The following is a 17,480-nucleotide window of genomic DNA, read 5'->3' on the forward strand; positions in this document are numbered from 1 at the left end:
AACTGCAACGGAACTCTGCCTATCTAAGCGGTGTCACCCGCTTTCAGGGGTGATTTGGTTGTTCTTGCTGCGAAAGGAAATACACTGAGAACAGCACTGCGGAAGAAGGCCGACATCGTGCCTTCGCCGGCCGGGATCAGCGTAAACGACGCCGTGTCCCGCGCCATCAAGACAGTCCTTGCCAGTCTGGAAGACTCCAAGGCCGAAAACATCGTCTCAATCGACATTCAGGGAAAATCGAGCCTCGGCGACTACATGGTCGTCGCGTCGGGTCGATCGCACCGTCATGTCTCGGCTGTTGCCGATCATCTCCTCAAGGCGTTGAAGGATGCCGGCCTCGGCACGGCGCGTGTCGAGGGGCTGTCCGGCGCCGACTGGGTCCTGATCGATTCAGGCGACATCATCGTCCATGTCTTCCGCCCCGAAGTCCGCGAATTCTACAATCTCGAAAAGATGTGGCAGGCGCCGGACCTCGAGGAAGAGACCTTGCACTGAGCCGGTTGGTTTGGATGCGTGCCGTGGTTCCTGGCCCATTGACGATTTTCGGGCGACACGCATCGGCCGCCCTCTGAGGCGAGGATGAAGATTACCGTTCATGCCGTGGGCCGGATGAAAAGCGGCCCCGAGAGAGAACTCGCCGACCGCTATTTCGAGCGTTTCTCCAAGAGCGGCCCGGCTGTCGGCCTCGAATTCTCCGGCATCGCCGAGATCGCCGAAGGCCGCGCCCAGAACGCCGATGAACGCCGGCGCGATGAAGGCGCAAGGCTGCAGGCGCAGTTGCAGCCCGGCTCGGCGCTGATCCTGCTCGACGAGCGCGGCAAGAACCTGTCCTCGGAAGATTTCGCCGGCCGCATCGGCCAATTGCGCGACGCTGGCCGCAAGGCGCTGGCGCTGGCCATAGGCGGCGCCGATGGCCACGATCCGTCGTTGCGCGCCCAGGCCGAGCTGGTGATGTCTTTCGGTGCGCTGACATGGCCGCACCAATTGGTGCGGGTGATGCTGGCAGAGCAGCTCTACAGGGTCTCGACGATCCTGTCCGGCCACCCCTATCACAGAACCTGAAGGTCGCATCGCACCGAATTCCGCCCCAATGCCGCGCAAGATCACGGCTTCGGGCCGGCTTTCCCTATTTTGCTCACCGGTGTGCGAAACCGCTGCACAGTTTTGGGCGATGCGCATTAATATGGTTGATGGTTCGTTAACGAAGCCGCAGATAGAGTCCATCCCGCATGGCTGAAGGCTGGAAATCGACGACGGGCTCATCGACAGCGGGCTCCTGGCGCGCGCGCTGCGGCATCGCGGCGGCGGTGGTCATCCTTTCGCTCAATGCCGCATGGGCCGAGAACACGCTCGACATGGCCCCCGATCCGGACCAGAGCCGCGCCGAATACGAACAGATCTCCAAGGAGATAAGCCTGTCGTCCGAGCGGCTGGCCAAGCTGGCCGCCGACATCGCCGCGGTCAAGAAGGACCACGCCTCGATCACCGCCGCGCTGATCCAGTCGGCAATGACCGAGCAAAAGCTTGGGCAGGACATCGAGGACATCGGCGCCAAGCTGGAGGGGCTGAAGACCCAGCAGCAGAAGATCCGCGCCTCGCTGATGGCGCGGCGCGACGTGCTGGCGGAGGTGCTGGGCGCATTGCAGCGCATGGGGCTGAACCCGCCGCCGGCGATCCTGGTCAAGCCGGAGGACGCGCTGTCGTCGGTGCGCAGCGCCATCTTGCTTGGCGCCGTGGTGCCTGAATTGCGCCAGCAGACCGACAGGCTCCTGGCCGACCTCAAGGAGCAGACACGAGTGACGGCCTCGATCGAGGCCGAGCGGGCACGGCTGACGGCGGCAGTCGGCGAGCAGACTGCGGAAAAGAAGCGGCTCGGCATGCTGCTGGAAGCCAAGCAGAAGCTCGAAGCCGACACGCAGGCGCAGTTGTCGGCCGAGCGACAGCATTCCGAGGCGCTCGCGGCCAAGGCCAGCAGCCTGAAGGAATTGATCGCCTCGCTCGAAGCCCAGGCCGAACGCAACCGCAAGGCCGCGGATGCCGCAAAGGCCGCGGAGGCCGGCCAAGCCGGCGGCGACAAGGCGGGCGGCGACAAGGCGGGCAGGGATAAGGCGGGCGGCGACATGACGGCGTCGCTGCCGGTTCCCGAGGCCAACCGGCTTGCCGCTGCGGCACCCTTCTCGGCGCTGCAAGGACAGATCGCGCTGCCGGTCATCGGCCGCATCAAACGCCGGTTCGGCGCCGAAGACGGTAACGGCGCGGTGATGCTTGGGGACATGGTTGCGACACAATCGGGCGCCATCGTCACCGCACCGGCGGATGGGAATGTGCTTTATGCGGGGCCGTTTCGCTCCTACGGTCAACTCTTGATCCTGAATGCCGGCGACGGTTATCATGTCGTCTTGGCGGGGATGAGCAGAATCAGCGTCGCAACCGGCCAATCAGTGCTCGCAGGAGAGCCGGTCGGTGCGATGGGAGAGGCCCGGGTGGCAAGCACCTCGGCTTCGAAGAATGGAAATGCCATGCCGGAGCTCTATGTCGAGTTCCGCAAGGATGGAAAACCCGTCGATCCGGCCCCATGGTGGGCGGACCGTTTTTCTGGAAGGACGTGAAATGATGCGGAAACTGTCGCTTCTGTTTGCCGGTGCGCTGATGGGCGCGTCCGCCATGAGCCTGGTCTATGGCGCGCCCGGCTCGGCAGCGAACGCTGCGGGGTCGGAGACCTACAAGCAACTGGCGATCTTCGGCGATATCTTCGAGCGCGTGCGGGCGCAGTATGTGACGCCCCCCGACGACAAATCGCTGGTCGAGAACGCCATCAACGGCATGCTTGCCTCGCTCGACCCGCACTCCTCGTACATGAACGCCGAGCAGGCGCAGGACATGCGCGTGCAGACCAAGGGTGAATTCGGCGGCCTCGGCATCGAGGTCACCATGGAGAACGATCTGGTCAAGGTGATTACGCCGATCGACGATACGCCGGCCGCCAAGGCGGGCGTACTGGCAGGCGATTACATCGCCAAGATCGATGGCGAGGAGGTTCGCGGCCTGACCCTGAACGACGCGGTCGACAAGATGCGCGGCCTGGTCAACACGCCGATCAAGCTCACCATCCTGCGCCAGGGCGCCGACAAGCCGATCGAGCTGACGGTGGTGCGCGACATCATCAAGGTCAAGGCGGTCAAGTTCCGGGTCGAGAACGACATCGGCTACATGAAGATCACCTCCTTCACCGAAAAGACCTATGACGACCTCGAGAATGCCATCGACACCATCAAGAAGCAGGTGCCGAACGACAAGCTCAAGGGCTATGTGCTCGATCTGCGCCTCAATCCCGGCGGTCTGCTCGATCAGGCGGTGAGCGTATCGGATGCCTTCCTCAACCGCGGCGAGATCGTGTCGACGCGCGGTCGCGATCCGAAGGATGTCACCCGCTTCGACGCCAAGTCCAAGCAGGTCGACGATATCGGCGGCAAGCCGCTGATCGTGCTGGTCAATGGCGGATCGGCGAGCGCGTCCGAAATCGTCGCTGGCGCGCTGCAGGACCTACGCCGCGCCACGGTGGTCGGAACGCAGTCCTTCGGCAAGGGTTCGGTGCAGACCATCATCCCGCTTGGCGAGAACGGCGCGCTCAGGCTGACGACGGCGCTCTATTACACGCCGTCCGGCAAGTCGATCCAGGGCAAGGGCATCACGCCCGACATCAAGGTCGACCAGCCGCTGCCGCCGGAACTGCAGGGCAGGGACCTGACGCGCGGCGAATCCGACCTCAAGGGCCACATCAAGGGTGCCGACGAGAGCTCGACCGGTTCGGGCTCGGCAGCCTATGTGCCGCCGGATCCGAAGAACGACCTCCAGCTCATCTATGCCGAGCAGCTTCTGCGCGGCCAGAAGACCGATCCGTCCTTCCCGCCCAATCCGCAGAAGGCTGTCCTCAACCAGTAACAGGTGGCGGCCAACAACGGGTCTGGCCGCCCGATGGAAGCAATGCGATGCTGCCGGGACCGAAAGGTTCCGGCAGTTTGATTCGGGGGTAACGCGAATCCCTCGATACAGGGCGCCAGGGGTGCGCCGGCATGAAGAATTCGCGCATGTCTCTTCGAAAGGTTCCATGTTCGAAGCCATGCGGACGGGGACAGGGCTTGGCTGATATCGGCAAGGACATCGAACGACCGCTCGGACTGACTGTCCGTCCGCCGCGCGCCGCCGGCAAGGTCAGCGTGGGTGCGCTCGTGGCTGCGTTCGTCGTGCTGGCCGTTGTCGGCGTCTCCGGCGCGATCGCGCTCAGGGACAAGCCGTTTCGCAAGCCGCAGGAAGTCGCGGTTTCGACGCCGAAAGTGGTGCCGGAGCCGACCGCTGCGCCGTCCGCTCTAGCGCCGGTCACGACGCCAAAGGCGGAAATGCCGGCCAAGGCTGGAGGCCCGCAGATCATCCATGTGCAGACAGAGGAAGGCGATGGTCCGCCCAAGGCGGCAATCGTCATCCGTGATCCGTCGACCATCGGCCAAAACCTAAAGATCGCGCATATTCCCGACAGGGCGCTGATCGAGGCCGGCGATGCCGGCCCCTTGCCGGTGCGCGCCGCAGACGGGCGGCGGCCCTTCGATGTCTACGCGCGGCCGTGGTCAGGCGCGCGCGGCGCCCGCGTGGCGATCGTCATCGGCGGGCTCGCGGTTTCACAGACCGGCACCCAGGCGGCCATTGCCAAGCTGCCGGCGGAAGTGACGCTGGCGTTCGCGCCGCAAGGCAACAGCATCGGCCGCTGGATGCAGGCCGCCCGGCAGAGCGGCCACGAGATCGTCATGCAGGTGCCGCTCGAACCGTTCGACTATCCCAATGTCAACCCCGGGCGCAACACGCTGACGGTGGCGGCGAGCGCGGAAGAGAACCTGAAGAACCTGCGCTGGGCACTGTCGCGGACGACGAACTATACCGGTGTCATGAACTATATGGGCGCGCGGTTCTCCGCTGACCCGGCGGCAATGGAGCCCTTCATGGCCGAGCTCGGCAAGCGCGGGCTCGCCTATATCGACGACGGCTCGTCGGCGCGCAGCCTGGCGCCGGATCTGGCGCTGAAGGACGGCGTGCCCTTCGTCGCCGGCGACACGGCGATAGACGCCGTGCAGGATCGCGGCGCCATCCTGAAGAAACTGGACAGCCTGGAGGCGACCGCCCGTGCCAAGGGCACTGCGGTCGGCATCGGCTCCGCTTTCGACCTGACGGTCGACACGGTGTCGTCATGGGCGGCCGAGGCCAAGAAACGCGGCATCGAGATCGTGCCGATTTCAGCGGTGGCGATCGATCCGCAAAAGGGCTAGCCACCGGGAAACAGCTTGAAAGACTGAATGATGCCGAAGACGAAGAAGGTCGACCGCGAGACGCTGCCCTACCGTCCCTGTGTCGGGCTGATGATCCTCAACGCCGAGGGCCTGGTCTGGGTCGGCCATCGTATCGCCGAGCCGGACAGCGAATTCGCCGGCACCACGCAGCTCTGGCAGATGCCGCAAGGCGGCATCGACAAGGGCGAGGAGCCGCTGCAGGCGGCGGAGCGGGAGCTTTATGAGGAGACCGGCATGCGCAGCGTCTCGCTGCTCGCCGAGGCGCCGGACTGGATCAACTATGATCTGCCGGACCACCTGGTCGGCGTCGCCTTCAAGGGGCGCTATCGGGGTCAGACGCAGCGATGGTTCGCCTTCCGCTTCCATGGCGATACCAGCGAGATCCAGATCAATCCGCCGCCCGGCGGCCACACCGCCGAATTCGACAAATGGTCGTGGCGGCCGATGCAGGAGCTGCCCGACCTGATCGTGCCGTTCAAGCGCAAGGTCTATGAAGACGTGGTGACGGCGTTCCGTCACCTTGTGCCATAGCCGGACGGGCCGAGGCCGCGGTTCAAACGCCAGCGGTTGCCGCGCCGGTTCGACCGTCTTATTGATGTCCATCCGCCACAAGAAGGGCCGCCATGCACGACGCCCCCAAAAGATCGCTGCCCGAGGAAGCCGACGCCACAAGCGAGGCTGCTGCCGGGGCCATCCTCACCATCGACCTTGGCGCGATCCGCGAAAATTACCGGCGGCTGAAGGCGCGGCTGGGCGGCGTGCGCTGCGCGGGCGTGGTCAAGGCCGACGGCTACGGTCTCGGCGCCGCGCAAGTGGCATCGGCGCTGATGAAGGAAGGCTGCGACATCTTCTTCGTCGCGCTGCTGTCCGAAGGCATCGCGCTGCGCAAGGCGCTGGGGGCCGGACCGGACATCTACGTGCTGAACGGGCTGCCGCCGGGTTCCGAGCCGGAAGCGGTGGCGGCTGGCTTGTGCGCTGTCATCAACAGTGGCGCACAGTTGCAAGCCTGGCGCGCAGCGACACACCGCGCCGGGCGCCGGCTCCCGGCTGCCGTCCAGGTCGACAGCGGCATGTCGCGGCTTGGGATGGCGCCAGCCGAGGTCGAGGCGGCGGCCGGGGATGTCGGCGCTTTCGATGGCATCGACGTCAGATATGTGATGAGCCACCTGGCCTGCGCCGATGAACCGCGCCACCCGGCCAATGAACAGCAGAGGCTGGCATTCGCGCGGTTGCGTGCCATGCTACCCGTGGCGCCGGCCTCGCTTGCCAACTCCTCCGGCATCTTTCTAGGCCCGCTTTATCATTGCGATCTTGCCCGGCCCGGTGCCGCCCTCTACGGCATCAACCCGACGCCTGGCCAAGCCAACCCGATGCTGCCCGTGGTCGGGCTGCAGGCCAAGGTGGCGCAGACGCGCAGTGTCCAAAAGGGCACTGGCGTCGGCTATGGCCACAGTTACCATGCGCAGGGCCCGCTCAGCCTGGCGACGATTTCGTTCGGCTATGCGGACGGCTGGCTGCGCCGCTCCGCTTCGGCCGCATGGTTCGAGGCGGTGCGCCTGCCTTTCCTCGGGCGCGTGTCGATGGATTCGATCATTCTCGACATTTCCGCCTTGCCGCCCGGCCGGCTCGGAGAGGGCGACCTGGTGGAGTTGCTAGGGCCCTCACAGAGCGTCGACGATGCTGCCGACCATGCCGGCACCATCGGGTATGAAATCCTGGCCAGCCTCGGAACGCGTTTTCACCGGCGCTATCTGGGCGGTTGAGCGGTTTGGCCGCGCTTGACAAGCGGGCGCCATTCGGCAAGCTTTGGCACATGAGCAAGCTCGCTTATATCAAAACCTTCTTCAGGGTCTGCCCGATCGCGGGATCGTAGCCCCGGCGCGGCCGCCTTCCGGCGTCCGTCCGTACCGGGGCATCCATACATCCACAATCGCCATCAAGCCGAACAGCCCTTCGCGGCTGCCGGCCTTTCATCACGCCGCCGCCAGCGCGCCGGCAGGCGCGCATCCGCTCGATGCGCCGGTCCATGAGGTTTGCCATGCAACACGCGAAAGAACTGCGTCCAAACAGCCATCTTCTGATCAGCGACGCCGACCATGACAGGCTGACGGGCTTGGCCAGGGCTTTGCTCGATCGCGCGCCCGAGACGGCCGAGGAGCTGCTTTCGGAAATGGACAGGGCCGTCGTCACGAACGCGGCGGCGATGCCGGCCGGTGTGGTGCGAATGGGTTCGACGGTGATCGTGCGCGGCGAAAGCGGCGACGCCCAGCGCATCATGCTGGTCTACCCGGGTGAGGCCGACATAGCCGAGAACCGCATCTCGGTGCTGACGCCGATGGGAACCGCGCTCATTGGCGCGAGTGTTGGGCAGGCGGTTTGCTGGAACGGTCGTGGCGGTCGGGAACTGTCAGTGACCGTCGAGGCCGTCGATGCGCCGGCTTCCGGCCCGCAACGAGCTTGATGGCGAGGCGGTGATGACGAGCACGAATTGTTGCCTGACGACGAAGGACTTCGCCGTTCTCGAAGTCATGCTGGAGCGCCGACGGGCGTTCGCGGATCCGATCGTGCGCATGCTCGAACACAAGCTTTCAGGCGCCGATGTCGTGCCGATCGATTCGGTCGGCCCCGACATCGTTACGCTGAACAGCAGGGTGGTGTTCGGCGTCGATGCCGGTCCCGCCGAAACGCGAACCCTGGTGCAGCACGAGGTGCGCGGGCCGGTCGGCTCGAGCCTGTCGGTCGCAACGAGGCGCGGGCTCTGCATGCTTGGCATGGCGCAAGGCCAGACGGCAACGGTCGAACACGCCGACGGCAGGCGGGAGTCGATCCTGATCAAGGCCGTGCTTTACCAGCCTGAAGCTGCCCGGCGCACGATCAAGCAGAAAGACCAGGCTGACGCGCGGCGACCGCACGGGCCCAGGCTCGTCTACAGTGCCGCAGCCGATTGGCGGCCTCTTGGCGAGACGGCCGGAATGCGGCAGACAGAAGAAGACGACCCCGGTCCCTCGGCGGCGTGAATAGGCAACGGCGCGTGGTCTCGAAGATCGACATCGATTTTCGCTCGGGATCATGCGCAAATCGAAAATACGGCCGCGTCCACGGGCGTCCTGAGGACGCTCGGCGCGGCAAGGAGTGAATGAATGAAAATCATGGTGCTGGGCAGTGGCGTGATCGGGGTGACCACGGCCTATTATCTCGCCGAGGCTGGCCACGAGGTGACCGTGATCGACCGCCAGAAAGGGCCGGGACTGGAAACCAGCTTCGCCAATGCCGGCGAGATTTCGCCCGGCTATGCCTCGCCTTGGGCCGGGCCCGGTATCCCCCTCAAGGCGATCAAATGGCTGCTGATGAAGCATGGTCCGCTGGTGGTGCGGCCGGCCTTCGATCCACATATGTGGACGTGGCTGGTCAAAATGCTGCGCAACTGCACCGCCGAACGCTACGCGGTCAACAAATCGCGCATGGTGCCGCTGGCCGAATACAGCCGCGACACGCTGAAGGCGCTGCGCGAGGCAACCGGCATAGCCTATGACGAGCGGACGCAGGGCACGCTGCAGCTGTTTCGCACGCAAAAGCAGCTCGACGGCACATCAGGCGATGTCGAGGTGCTGAAGAGATATGGCGTGCCCTACGAAATCCTCGACCAGGACGGCTGCATCGCGGCGGAACCGGCTCTGGCCGCGGTGCGCGAAAAATTCGTCGGCGGCCTGAGGCTGCCGGGCGACGAGACCGGTGACTGCAAGATGTTCACCGACAGGCTGGCCGAGCTTTGCGTGGCACGCGGGGTCAAGTTCGAATACGACACGACGATATGGCGCGTCATCCGCAGCCGCAACCGCGTCAACAATATGAGCACCAGCAAGGGCTGGCTGACCGCCGACGCCTATGTGATGGCGCTGGGCAGTTATTCGTCGGACTTCATGCGCCGGATGAAGCGGCCGATCCCGGTCTATCCGGTCAAGGGCTATTCGATCACGGTGCCGATCAAGGATGCCGCCGCCGCGCCGGTGTCGACGGTGATGGACGAAACCTACAAGGTCGCGATCACGAGGCTCGGCGACCGCATCCGCGTCGGCGGCACGGCCGAGATTTCCGGGTTCGACCTCCGGCTGCACGAATCGCGACGGCGCACGCTCGAACACTCGGTCGGCGACCTGTTCCCGGGAGCCGGCGCCATGCGGGAGGCGACGTTCTGGTGCGGCCTGCGGCCGATGACGCCGGACGGGCCGCCGCTGATCGGGCGCACGGAGCTTTCCAACCTCTACCTCAACACCGGCCATGGAACGCTCGGCTGGACCATGGCCTGCGGCTCGGCCAAGGTGCTGGCCGACATCATCTCGAACAAAGTGCCCGATATCGACGCCCGCGCGCTGGCGCAGGAGCGCTATCTGAAATAGACGCCGCCCGCTCGCCATCGGCGGGCGCGGCCGGGGGATATCGCGCCAGAACGCCTGTTTCACCCAGCCCTCGTCGAACAGCAGCCGGTAGGCCCACGGGATCGTCACATCGGTGGCGACCGGGTTGGAGTGGGCGAGATACTCGTCATAAATCGGCTTCATCCTGGCGTAGAAGGCGGGGTCGAGCACCATCATGCCGTTCTCCGTGTCGTGGAAGAAGCTGCGATGGCCGACATGCGTCAGACGAAAAGATTTCTCTCCCGCTCCACCGCCTTTGTGATGAAGGAGGCAACGATCTGGACGCGGCGCAGCGGCCTGACCGATTCGTGATAGACCAGCCAGTAGGCACGGCGGATGGGCGCCACCACGTCGACGGCCACCAGTTCCGGCATCGAGCGGGCGACGAAAGTGTGCAGGATGCCGATGCCGGCGCCCGACCGAACCGCTTCGGCCTGCCCGAGCGCGGAGGAAATGGCGAAGCTGGTGCGCCAGTCCGCGCTGAATTCGGCGGCGTAGTCGAGCGATGGGCTGACGATGAGGTCCGGCACATAGCCGATCAATGTGTGCCGTCCCAGCTCGGCAGCGGTCTGGGGCAGGCCGTGGGCTTCAGCATAGGCACGTGAGGCAAACAGGCCGAGCGAGTAGTCGACCAGCTTGCCCGCTACCAGCCGGCCCTCGGTCGGGCGCTCGACGGTGATGGCAATGTCGGCCTCGCGGCGAGACAGGGAGAAGGAGCGCGGCACTGGTACGAGCTGAATCGTCAATTCACGGTGCAGCGCGGTCAGTGCGCCGAGGCGCCGGGCGAGGAACGCGACGCCAAACCCGTCCGGCGCGCCGATCCGCACCGTGCCCGAAACGTCGTCGCCTTCGCCTGATATTGTCGAGCGGGCGGCGATCATGTCGCCCTCCATGCGCTCGGCAATGTCGAGGAAGCGCTCGCCGGCGGGCGTCAGCTCGCTGCCGGTGGTCAGCCGGCGAAAGAGTTTCGTGCGCAGCGCGTCTTCAAGTGCGGCGATGCGGCGCGAGACGGTGGCGTGATTGAGTTCCAGGCGCCTCGCCGCGCCAAGGATTTGCCCGGCGCGCGCCACGGCGAGAAAGATGCGGACGTCATCCCAGTTCATGGGGATGGTCCGGATGACAATTTTCAATGTCGCGTTCTGTGGTGAAGGAACTCAACCTGCCAATCCTTGGGCGTCGTCTTCGTGATCCTTCCCATTTGCGAGAATTGATGCTCTCCCGTCAACCGTTGTCTATTTTCCGCACAACGGTTGCGTTCTCCCTCGCGTTGCCATCGGCGTGCCAAAGGCGGACAATGCACCATCACAAACCCAGGGAGAGACATCATGATCGAATACGGTCATTTCATCGGCGGCAAGCGTGTCGCCGGCACCAGCGGTCGCAAGCAGGACGTGATGCAGCCGATGGACGGCTCTGTGCGCGGCACGGTGGCGCTGGCCTCGCAGGCGGAACTGCGCGCGGCGGTCGAGAACGCCAAGGCGGCGCAGCCGAAATGGGCCGCGACCAACCCGCAGCGCCGCGTGCGCGTCCTTATGAAGTTCCTTGAACTGGTCGCCCGCGACTATGACGAACTGGCCGACATCCTGGCGCGCGAGCACGGCAAGACCATCGCCGATGCCAGGGGCGACATCCAGCGCGGCCTCGAAGTGGTCGAGGTCTGCATCGGCGCGCCCCACATGATGAAGGGCGAATTCACCGACGGTGCCGGCCCCGGCATCGACGTCTATTCGATGCGCCAGCCGCTCGGCGTCGTCGCCGGCATCACGCCGTTCAACTTTCCGGCGATGATCCCGCTGTGGAAGATCGCGCCGGCGATCGCCTGCGGCAACGCCTTCATCCTGAAGCCCTCCGAACGCGACCCGGGCGTGCCGATCCGCATCGCCGAACTGTTCATCGAGGCGGGCCTGCCTGCCGGTATCCTCAATGTCGTCAACGGCGACAAGGAAGTCGTCGACGCCATCCTTGACGACCCCGATATCAAGGCTATCGGCTTCGTCGGCTCGACGCCGATCGCTCATTACATCTATTCGCGCGGCACTGCGTCAGGCAAGCGCGTGCAGTGCTTCGGCGGCGCCAAGAACCACATGATCATCATGCCCGACGCCGACATGGACCAGACCGTCGATGCACTGATCGGCGCCGGCTACGGATCGGCCGGCGAGCGCTGCATGGCGATCTCGGTGGCGGTCCCTGTCGGCAACGACACCGCCAACCGGCTGATGGAAAAACTGGTGCCGCGCGTCGAAAGCCTGAAGGTCGGCCCCTCGACGGATTCCGCCGCCGATTTTGGCCCGCTGGTCACCGCTCAGGCGCTGGAGCGGGTGAAGGGCTATGTCGATATCGGCGTCAAGGAAGGCGCCAAGCTGGTCGTCGACGGTCGCGGCTTCAGGATGCAGGGCTACGAGAACGGCTACTATATGGGCGGCTGCCTGTTCGACAACGTCACGTCGGACATGCGCATCTACAAGGAAGAGATCTTCGGGCCGGTGCTGTCGGTGGTGCGCGCGCCGACCTACGAGAACGCCATCAAGCTCGCCAATGACCACGAGATGGGCAATGGCGTCGCCATCTACACGCGCGACGGCGACGCCGCGCGAGACTTTGCTTCCAGAGTGCAGGTCGGCATGGTCGGCGTCAACGTGCCGATCCCGGTGCCGATCGCCTACTACACGTTCGGTGGCTGGAAGGCGTCGTCCTTCGGCGATCTCAACCAGCACGGTCCGGACGCGTTCCGGTTCTACACCAGGACCAAGACGGTCACCTCGCGCTGGCCGTCCGGCATCAAGGACGGGGCCGAGTTCGTCATCCCCACGATGAACTGACCACCCAAAAATCTACGGCCCGAGTCCCCTGGCTCGGGCCGTTTATTTTGCAAACGCTAATGTGATGGAACCGGCGAGGGCGCCAGGACTTAGAGCTACGATCCTGCCCTTGGAGGAGGCATGGCAGGCAACCAGAGCGCCGACGGCTGACCGTTAGCATCGCATCGTCGGGCGCAAGGAGGTGTCCGATGGCACAACGTCTCATGTCCATGCTGCTATGCGCCGCGGCGGCGCTATCGATAGGGCCGGCGAATGCAGCCGGCCAATGTGCGGCACGCGCCGACATCGTCAAGGCGCTCGGCGAGAATTTCCACGAAAGCGAGGCCGGGCGTGGCCTGATCAATCCCAACGTGGTGCTTGAGGTGTTCGTTTCCGAACAGGGCAGTTGGACCGTCCTCGCCTCCGACACCAAGGGCCAGAGTTGCATCCTGTCGGTCGGCGAGGGCTGGGACAGCCCGACGATCAAGGCGGCCTTGCCAGGAGCCTGAGCCTCATCGCGTCGAAGCGGTTCAGGCGACGCGTAGGCTTGGGCATGCACTGTCCTGAACCGAGGTCGGTGTCGGGCGGTATGCTTCAACGTGTGGCGGCCGCCTCGGCATGGGCGCGCAGCAATGCCATCAGCCGCTTGGCATCCTTCGCGGCGGCTTCCTCGTCACCGTCGACAATCGAGCGGATCAGCGCGACGTGATGCTCGGCCGATTCCGCCAGGCCGGTATCGGCCTTGTAGCGGAACCAGAAGCGGCGGCTGTGGGTCTGCAGCGGGGCAGCCAGCCTGGCCGCGAACGGGTTGTCGGCAGCCCGCGCCAGCGCCTCGTCCAGCGTCTTGTCGGCCTGGATGAAGGCAAGCACGTTGCCGGAGATGACAGCCTTCTGCATGGCAAGCGCGGCATCGTGGAAGAGGTCGGCTGCGTCGCGGGTGACGAAGCGCGCCGCGGAGCGGGCCAGCACCACCTCGACGCCGCGGCGCGCGTCGAGGACGCGCAGCCAGTCGCCGGGGTGCAGCGGCGCGATGGCGATGCCTGCGCGCGGCCGCACGTCAAGCAGTCCTTCCCAAGCCAGCCTCTGGATCGCCTCGCGCACCGGCGTACGGCCGAGCGCCAGCTTCTCGATCAGGCCGCCTTCGGTGACGAAACTCGCCGGCGCCAGTTCGAGCGTGACAATCATATGCTCGAGCATGCGGTAGGCCTTGGTCGCAGCCGGCTCGAACGCAGCGCTCATTTGCATGGATATCAAAGGCAGTCTCCTGATATATTTTGCATATATCATAGGAGAATCCGTGTTGACAGCGGCTTTCTTAATAGATATACGGCTGATATATCAGAGGAGCGATGACCATGTGGACCGGAATTTTCCCAGCCGTCACGACTAAATTCACCACGGACGACCGCCTCGACCATGCCGAGATGGAGCGCTGCTTCGGCTTGCAGATGGAGGCCGGCTGCGACGGCATCATCGTCTGCGGATCGCTCGGCGAAGGGCCGATGCTGTCCCATGACGAAAAGATTGAAGTGCTGAAAACCGCGCAGAAGGTGGCTGGCAAGAAACCGGTGCTGCTGACGGTGAACGAGGCCGGGACACGCGAGGCCGCCAGCATCGCCCGCCGCGCCGCCAAGGAAGGCGCCAACGGCCTGATGGTGGTGCCCAGCCCGATCTACCATACCAATGCGGAAGAGACGGTGGCGGCGCTGCGCGCCGTCGCGGAGGCCGGCGACTTGCCGGTCATGATCTATTCCAACCGGCTCGCCTACCGCGTGGATGTCACCGTCGACCAGATGGAGGAGCTGGCGTCGGACGAGCGCTTCGTCGCCATCAAGGAATCCTCCGACGACATCAGGCGCTCGACCGAGATCATCAATCGCCTGGGCAGCCGCTACGACCTGTTTACCGGCGTCGACAATCTCGCTTTCGAGGCGCTGTCGGTGGGCGCCATCGGCTGGGTGGCCGGTCTCGTCACCGCCTTCCCGCGCGAGACGGTGGCGATCTACCAGCTGATGCAGCGGGGCCGCCGCGAAGAGGCGCTCGCCATCTATCGCTGGTTCCGGCCGCTGCTTGATCTCGACGTCTCGACCTATCTGGTGCAGAACATCAAGCTTGCCGAGGTGTTCGCCATTCAAACCAACGACCGCGTCCGCATGCCGCGCCAGCCGCTGTCGGGCGAGCGCCGCAAGGCGGTCGAGAAGATCGTCAAGGACGCACTGGCGGTGCGGCCGACACTACCGGCGTTCTGAGGCTTTCTTCCGAGAGGCGGCGCCCAGGTGACAGGAAGTTCCAAATCGATGGAAGCGCGGCGGCGCCCCGCCCTGCGGGCGTCTTCTCCCCGTGAACAGGGAGAAGAAATAGATATCGCCATCGTCGGCGGCGGCATCATCGGCATCTGCGCGGCGGCGTTTCTTGCCGAGGCGGGGCGAAACGTCACGGTCTACGACCGCACCGGCATCTGCGAGGAGACGAGCTCCGGCAATGCCGCCGCCTTCGCCTTTTCCGACGTGCTGCCACTGGCGCACAAGGGCATGCTCCGGCAATTGCCGAAATGGCTGGCCGATCCGCTCGGCCCACTCGCCATCCCGCCCGCCTACCTGCCGAAGCTGCTGCCCTGGCTGATCCGCTTCTGGCGTGCCGGCTCGGCGAAGCACTACGAGGCTGGCCTGGTGGCGCAGGCCGCAATGATGGCGCTCGCCGAGGCCGAATGGATGGGCCTGCTCGACCGCTCCGGCACGAGGCGGATGCTGCGCGAGGATGGCTCGCTCGAACTCTACGAAAGCGAGGCCGAATTCCAGGCCTCGCTGTCCGGCTGGGCGGCGCGCCAGCGCTTCGGCATCGGCTTCCGCCATGTCGGCGGCGAGGAGCTGGCGGAGCTGCAGCCCGGCCTGTCGCCGCGCTTCGGCAAAGGCACGTTCGTGCCGGGCTGGAAGACAATCGCCGATCCAAAACTGCTCGGCAAGGCGATCTGGGACTATGCGCAATCCAAGGGCGCGCGGTTCGAGAAGGCCCGCATCGCCGGCGTCGCCGCGGACGGGAACGGCGCGACGTTGGCCCTGGCCGACGGCACGACGCGGCAAGCCCGGCACCTGGTCGTCACCGCCGGCGCCTGGTCGCATCTGCTGGCGCGGCAGCTCGGCGACCGCATTCCGCTCGAAACCGAGCGCGGCTACAACACGACGTTGCCAAAGGCCGCCTTCGACGTGAAGCGGATGCTGATCTTCTCCGGCCAAGGCTTCGTGATCACGCCGCTCGACACGGGCCTGCGCATCGGCGGCGCGGTTGAGCTCGGCGGCATCGAGCGGCCGCCCAACTACGCGCGCTCGAAGGCGCTGCTGCGCAAGGCGCAAGACTTCCTGCCGGGCCTCGATCCTTCGGGCGGACGCGAATGGATGGGGTTTCGTCCCTCGCTGCCGGATTCATTGCCTGTCGTCGGCCGCGCATCGGGAAGCCGGCCGGTGGTCTACGCTTTCGGCCACGGCCATCTTGGCCTGACCCAGGCTGCTGCGACGGGACGGTTGATCCGCGAGCTTGTCCTGGGGCAGACTCCGCCGATCGACGTGGCCCCCTTCAGTCCACAACGGTTTTGATTTTTCGAGGAGCGTCATGGCCAGGAAATCCTTCTTCTGCATCGACGGCCACACCTGCGGCAACCCGGTGCGGCTTGTCGCCGGCGGCGGCCCGCTGCTCCAGGGTTCGACGATGATGGAGCGGCGCGCACATTTCCTGGCCGAATATGACTGGATCCGCACCGGCCTGATGTTCGAGCCGCGCGGCCACGATGTCATGTCCGGCTCGATCCTCTACCCGCCGACGCGTGAGGATTGCGACATCGCCATCCTGTTCATCGAGACCTCGGGCTGCCTGCCAATGTGCGGCCACGGCACCATCGGCACGGTGACGATGGCCATCGAGCACGGGCTGATCAAGCCGACGACGCCCGGCGTGCTCAGGCTCGACACACCGGCCGGCCTGGTCATCGCCGAATACAAACAGGTCGGCGAATATGTCGAAGAGGTGCGCATCACCAACGTGCCCTCCTTCCTCCATGCCGAGGGCCTGACGGTCGAATGCCCCGGGCTCGGCGAGATCGTCGTCGACGTCGCCTATGGCGGCAATTTCTACGCCATCGTCGAGCCGCAGAAAAACTATCGCGACATGGCAGACCATTCGGCGGGCGACCTCATCGCCTGGAGCCCGGTGGTGCGGCAGCGGCTCAACGAGAAATACTCTTTCGTGCATCCGGAGAATCCGGGCATCAACCGGCTGTCGCACATGCTGTGGACCGGCGAGCCGACGGTGTCGGGTGCGGACGCGCGCAACGCGGTCTTCTACGGCGACAAGGCGATCGACCGCTCACCGTGCGGCACGGGCACCTCGGCACGCATGGCGCAGCTCCATGCCAAGGGCAAGCTCAAGGCCGGCGATGCGTTCGTCCATGAATCGATCATCGGCTCGCTGTTCAAGGGCAAGGTTGAAAAAGACGTCACGGTCGCAGGCAAGCCGGCGATCATTCCCTCGATCGGCGGCTGGGCGCGCATGACCGGGCTCAACACGATCTTCATCGATGACCGCGATCCGTTCGCGCACGGCTTCGTCGTCAAATAGGCGATTCATCACGCTGCGGAAGGTCGGGAAGGACAAAAAGGATTGCTGTCACGAGCGCAACGAATCGTCTCATCAACTTATTTTGACGGCGATTTCTTCGAAATGGAGCGCATGATGACGCTTAATCGTCAAAGACATTGCGTTATGCCAATGATAGGGTCCGCGATAGTCCAGGGGGCGGGTGCGAAAAAACGGGCAATCGAACGGCGTGCAGTCGGAAACACGCATGACGATCAAAAAATGACGTTGCAATCCCGCCTCGAAACTTTACGACTAGGGGAAATACGAAAAGGAATGCGTCTGCATGGGCGACATTCCAG

General features: G+C 65.0%; 17 protein-coding genes. 15 read left to right on the forward strand and 2 right to left on the reverse strand.

The window, feature by feature from the left end; translation table 11 throughout:
- Positions 1-117: 117 nt before the first annotated feature.
- The 10 genes from rsfS to FJ953_RS20605 all read left to right on the forward strand — a co-directional run bounded on the left by rsfS (position 118) and on the right by FJ953_RS20605 (position 9,733).
- The gene (gene rsfS / locus FJ953_RS20560; RefSeq protein ID WP_135902362.1) at positions 118-495 is read left to right on the forward strand and encodes a ribosome silencing factor; all 378 of its coding nucleotides are present in this window, start codon (positions 118-120) and stop codon (positions 493-495) included.
- A gap of 84 nt (positions 496-579) precedes the next feature.
- The gene (gene rlmH / locus FJ953_RS20565; protein ID WP_140517517.1) at positions 580-1,062 is read left to right on the forward strand and encodes a 23S rRNA (pseudouridine(1915)-N(3))-methyltransferase RlmH; all 483 of its coding nucleotides are present in this window, start codon (positions 580-582) and stop codon (positions 1,060-1,062) included.
- 167 nt (positions 1,063-1,229) lie between these two features.
- Positions 1,230-2,609: a murein hydrolase activator EnvC gene (locus tag FJ953_RS20570; RefSeq protein ID WP_140624963.1), complete on the forward strand. Its 1,380-nt coding sequence runs from the start codon at positions 1,230-1,232 to the stop codon at positions 2,607-2,609.
- A gap of 1 nt (position 2,610) precedes the next feature.
- A complete protein-coding gene (locus tag FJ953_RS20575; RefSeq protein WP_181165202.1) occupies positions 2,611-3,942 on the forward strand; it encodes a S41 family peptidase in 1,332 nt (443 codons plus the stop codon).
- Positions 3,943-4,139: 197 nt separating this feature from the next.
- Complete coding sequence (locus tag FJ953_RS20580; protein ID WP_140493038.1) at positions 4,140-5,315, forward strand: divergent polysaccharide deacetylase family protein; 1,176 nt, start codon at positions 4,140-4,142, stop codon at positions 5,313-5,315.
- Between the two features lie 30 nt (positions 5,316-5,345).
- The gene (locus tag FJ953_RS20585) at positions 5,346-5,867 is read left to right on the forward strand and encodes an RNA pyrophosphohydrolase (protein ID WP_140493512.1); all 522 of its coding nucleotides are present in this window, start codon (positions 5,346-5,348) and stop codon (positions 5,865-5,867) included.
- 92 nt (positions 5,868-5,959) lie between these two features.
- Positions 5,960-7,099: an alanine racemase gene (alr, locus tag FJ953_RS20590; protein ID WP_140493041.1), complete on the forward strand. Its 1,140-nt coding sequence runs from the start codon at positions 5,960-5,962 to the stop codon at positions 7,097-7,099.
- A 275-nt stretch (positions 7,100-7,374) separates the two neighbouring features.
- Complete coding sequence (gene rnk / locus FJ953_RS20595; RefSeq protein WP_140493045.1) at positions 7,375-7,797, forward strand: nucleoside diphosphate kinase regulator; 423 nt, start codon at positions 7,375-7,377, stop codon at positions 7,795-7,797.
- Positions 7,766-8,353, forward strand: coding sequence for a nucleoside-diphosphate kinase (locus tag FJ953_RS20600; RefSeq protein ID WP_224646535.1), 588 nt, complete (start codon positions 7,766-7,768; stop codon positions 8,351-8,353). Before rnk ends, FJ953_RS20600 begins: the two co-directional genes overlap by 32 nt.
- 123 nt (positions 8,354-8,476) lie before the next feature.
- On the forward strand, positions 8,477-9,733 hold the full coding sequence (locus FJ953_RS20605) for a D-amino acid dehydrogenase (protein ID WP_140493047.1): 1,257 nt from the start codon (positions 8,477-8,479) through the stop codon (positions 9,731-9,733).
- A gap of 239 nt (positions 9,734-9,972) precedes the next feature.
- Here the strand turns inward: FJ953_RS20605 and FJ953_RS20615 are convergent, their stop codons facing one another.
- Positions 9,973-10,854 carry a LysR family transcriptional regulator gene (locus FJ953_RS20615; RefSeq protein ID WP_140517524.1) on the reverse strand — a complete coding sequence of 294 codons (882 nt, stop codon included), beginning with the start codon at positions 10,852-10,854 and terminating at the stop codon, positions 9,973-9,975.
- A 222-nt stretch (positions 10,855-11,076) separates the two neighbouring features.
- On the opposite strand from FJ953_RS20615, the gene FJ953_RS20620 reads away from it, so the two are divergent.
- Both FJ953_RS20620 and FJ953_RS20625 read left to right on the forward strand, forming a co-directional pair.
- Positions 11,077-12,573, forward strand: a complete 1,497-nt coding sequence (locus FJ953_RS20620; RefSeq protein WP_140624964.1) for a CoA-acylating methylmalonate-semialdehyde dehydrogenase — start codon at positions 11,077-11,079, stop codon at positions 12,571-12,573.
- 188 nt (positions 12,574-12,761) lie between these two features.
- Complete coding sequence (locus FJ953_RS20625; RefSeq protein ID WP_140517526.1) at positions 12,762-13,061, forward strand: hypothetical protein; 300 nt, start codon at positions 12,762-12,764, stop codon at positions 13,059-13,061.
- An 85-nt stretch (positions 13,062-13,146) separates the two neighbouring features.
- On the opposite strand, the gene FJ953_RS20630 is transcribed toward FJ953_RS20625, so the two are convergent.
- Entirely contained in the window at positions 13,147-13,791 is a 645-nt protein-coding gene (locus FJ953_RS20630) for a GntR family transcriptional regulator (protein ID WP_224518934.1), read from the reverse strand.
- Positions 13,792-13,907: 116 nt separating this feature from the next.
- On the opposite strand from FJ953_RS20630, the gene FJ953_RS20635 reads away from it, so the two are divergent.
- The 3 genes from FJ953_RS20635 to FJ953_RS20645 are packed head-to-tail and all read left to right on the forward strand — an operon-like array spanning position 13,908 to position 17,160.
- Complete coding sequence (locus FJ953_RS20635; RefSeq protein WP_140560778.1) at positions 13,908-14,801, forward strand: dihydrodipicolinate synthase family protein; 894 nt, start codon at positions 13,908-13,910, stop codon at positions 14,799-14,801.
- A gap of 27 nt (positions 14,802-14,828) precedes the next feature.
- Positions 14,829-16,142, forward strand: coding sequence for an FAD-binding oxidoreductase (locus FJ953_RS20640; RefSeq protein ID WP_246674860.1), 1,314 nt, complete (start codon positions 14,829-14,831; stop codon positions 16,140-16,142).
- 16 nt (positions 16,143-16,158) lie between these two features.
- A complete protein-coding gene (locus FJ953_RS20645) occupies positions 16,159-17,160 on the forward strand; it encodes a 4-hydroxyproline epimerase (RefSeq protein WP_140554899.1) in 1,002 nt (333 codons plus the stop codon).
- Positions 17,161-17,480 lie beyond the last annotated feature (320 nt).

Origin of the sequence: Mesorhizobium sp. B2-3-6, from assembly GCF_006442305.1 — a bacterium.
Classification (GTDB): Bacteria; Pseudomonadota; Alphaproteobacteria; order Rhizobiales; family Rhizobiaceae; genus Mesorhizobium.

Bases quoted from the DNA above. Each gene is read 5' to 3' on its own strand.
- FJ953_RS20570 (WP_140624963.1), top strand. From the start codon at position 1,230: ATGGCTGAAGGCTGGAAATCGACGACGGGCTCATCGACAGCGGGCTCC.
- FJ953_RS20575 (WP_181165202.1), top strand. From the start codon at position 2,611: ATGATGCGGAAACTGTCGCTTCTGTTTGCCGGTGCGCTGATGGGCGCG.
- rlmH (WP_140517517.1), top strand. From the start codon at position 580: ATGAAGATTACCGTTCATGCCGTGGGCCGGATGAAAAGCGGCCCCGAG.
- FJ953_RS20605 (WP_140493047.1), top strand. From the start codon at position 8,477: ATGAAAATCATGGTGCTGGGCAGTGGCGTGATCGGGGTGACCACGGCC.
- rnk (WP_140493045.1), top strand. From the start codon at position 7,375: ATGCAACACGCGAAAGAACTGCGTCCAAACAGCCATCTTCTGATCAGC.
- alr (WP_140493041.1), top strand. From the start codon at position 5,960: ATGCACGACGCCCCCAAAAGATCGCTGCCCGAGGAAGCCGACGCCACA.
- FJ953_RS20585 (WP_140493512.1), top strand. From the start codon at position 5,346: ATGCCGAAGACGAAGAAGGTCGACCGCGAGACGCTGCCCTACCGTCCC.
- FJ953_RS20645 (WP_140554899.1), top strand. From the start codon at position 16,159: ATGGCCAGGAAATCCTTCTTCTGCATCGACGGCCACACCTGCGGCAAC.
- FJ953_RS20630 (WP_224518934.1), bottom strand. From the start codon at position 13,791: ATGAGCGCTGCGTTCGAGCCGGCTGCGACCAAGGCCTACCGCATGCTC.
- FJ953_RS20600 (WP_224646535.1), top strand. From the start codon at position 7,766: ATGCGCCGGCTTCCGGCCCGCAACGAGCTTGATGGCGAGGCGGTGATG.
- FJ953_RS20615 (WP_140517524.1), bottom strand. From the start codon at position 10,854: ATGAACTGGGATGACGTCCGCATCTTTCTCGCCGTGGCGCGCGCCGGG.
- FJ953_RS20620 (WP_140624964.1), top strand. From the start codon at position 11,077: ATGATCGAATACGGTCATTTCATCGGCGGCAAGCGTGTCGCCGGCACC.
- FJ953_RS20635 (WP_140560778.1), top strand. From the start codon at position 13,908: ATGTGGACCGGAATTTTCCCAGCCGTCACGACTAAATTCACCACGGAC.
- FJ953_RS20625 (WP_140517526.1), top strand. From the start codon at position 12,762: ATGGCACAACGTCTCATGTCCATGCTGCTATGCGCCGCGGCGGCGCTA.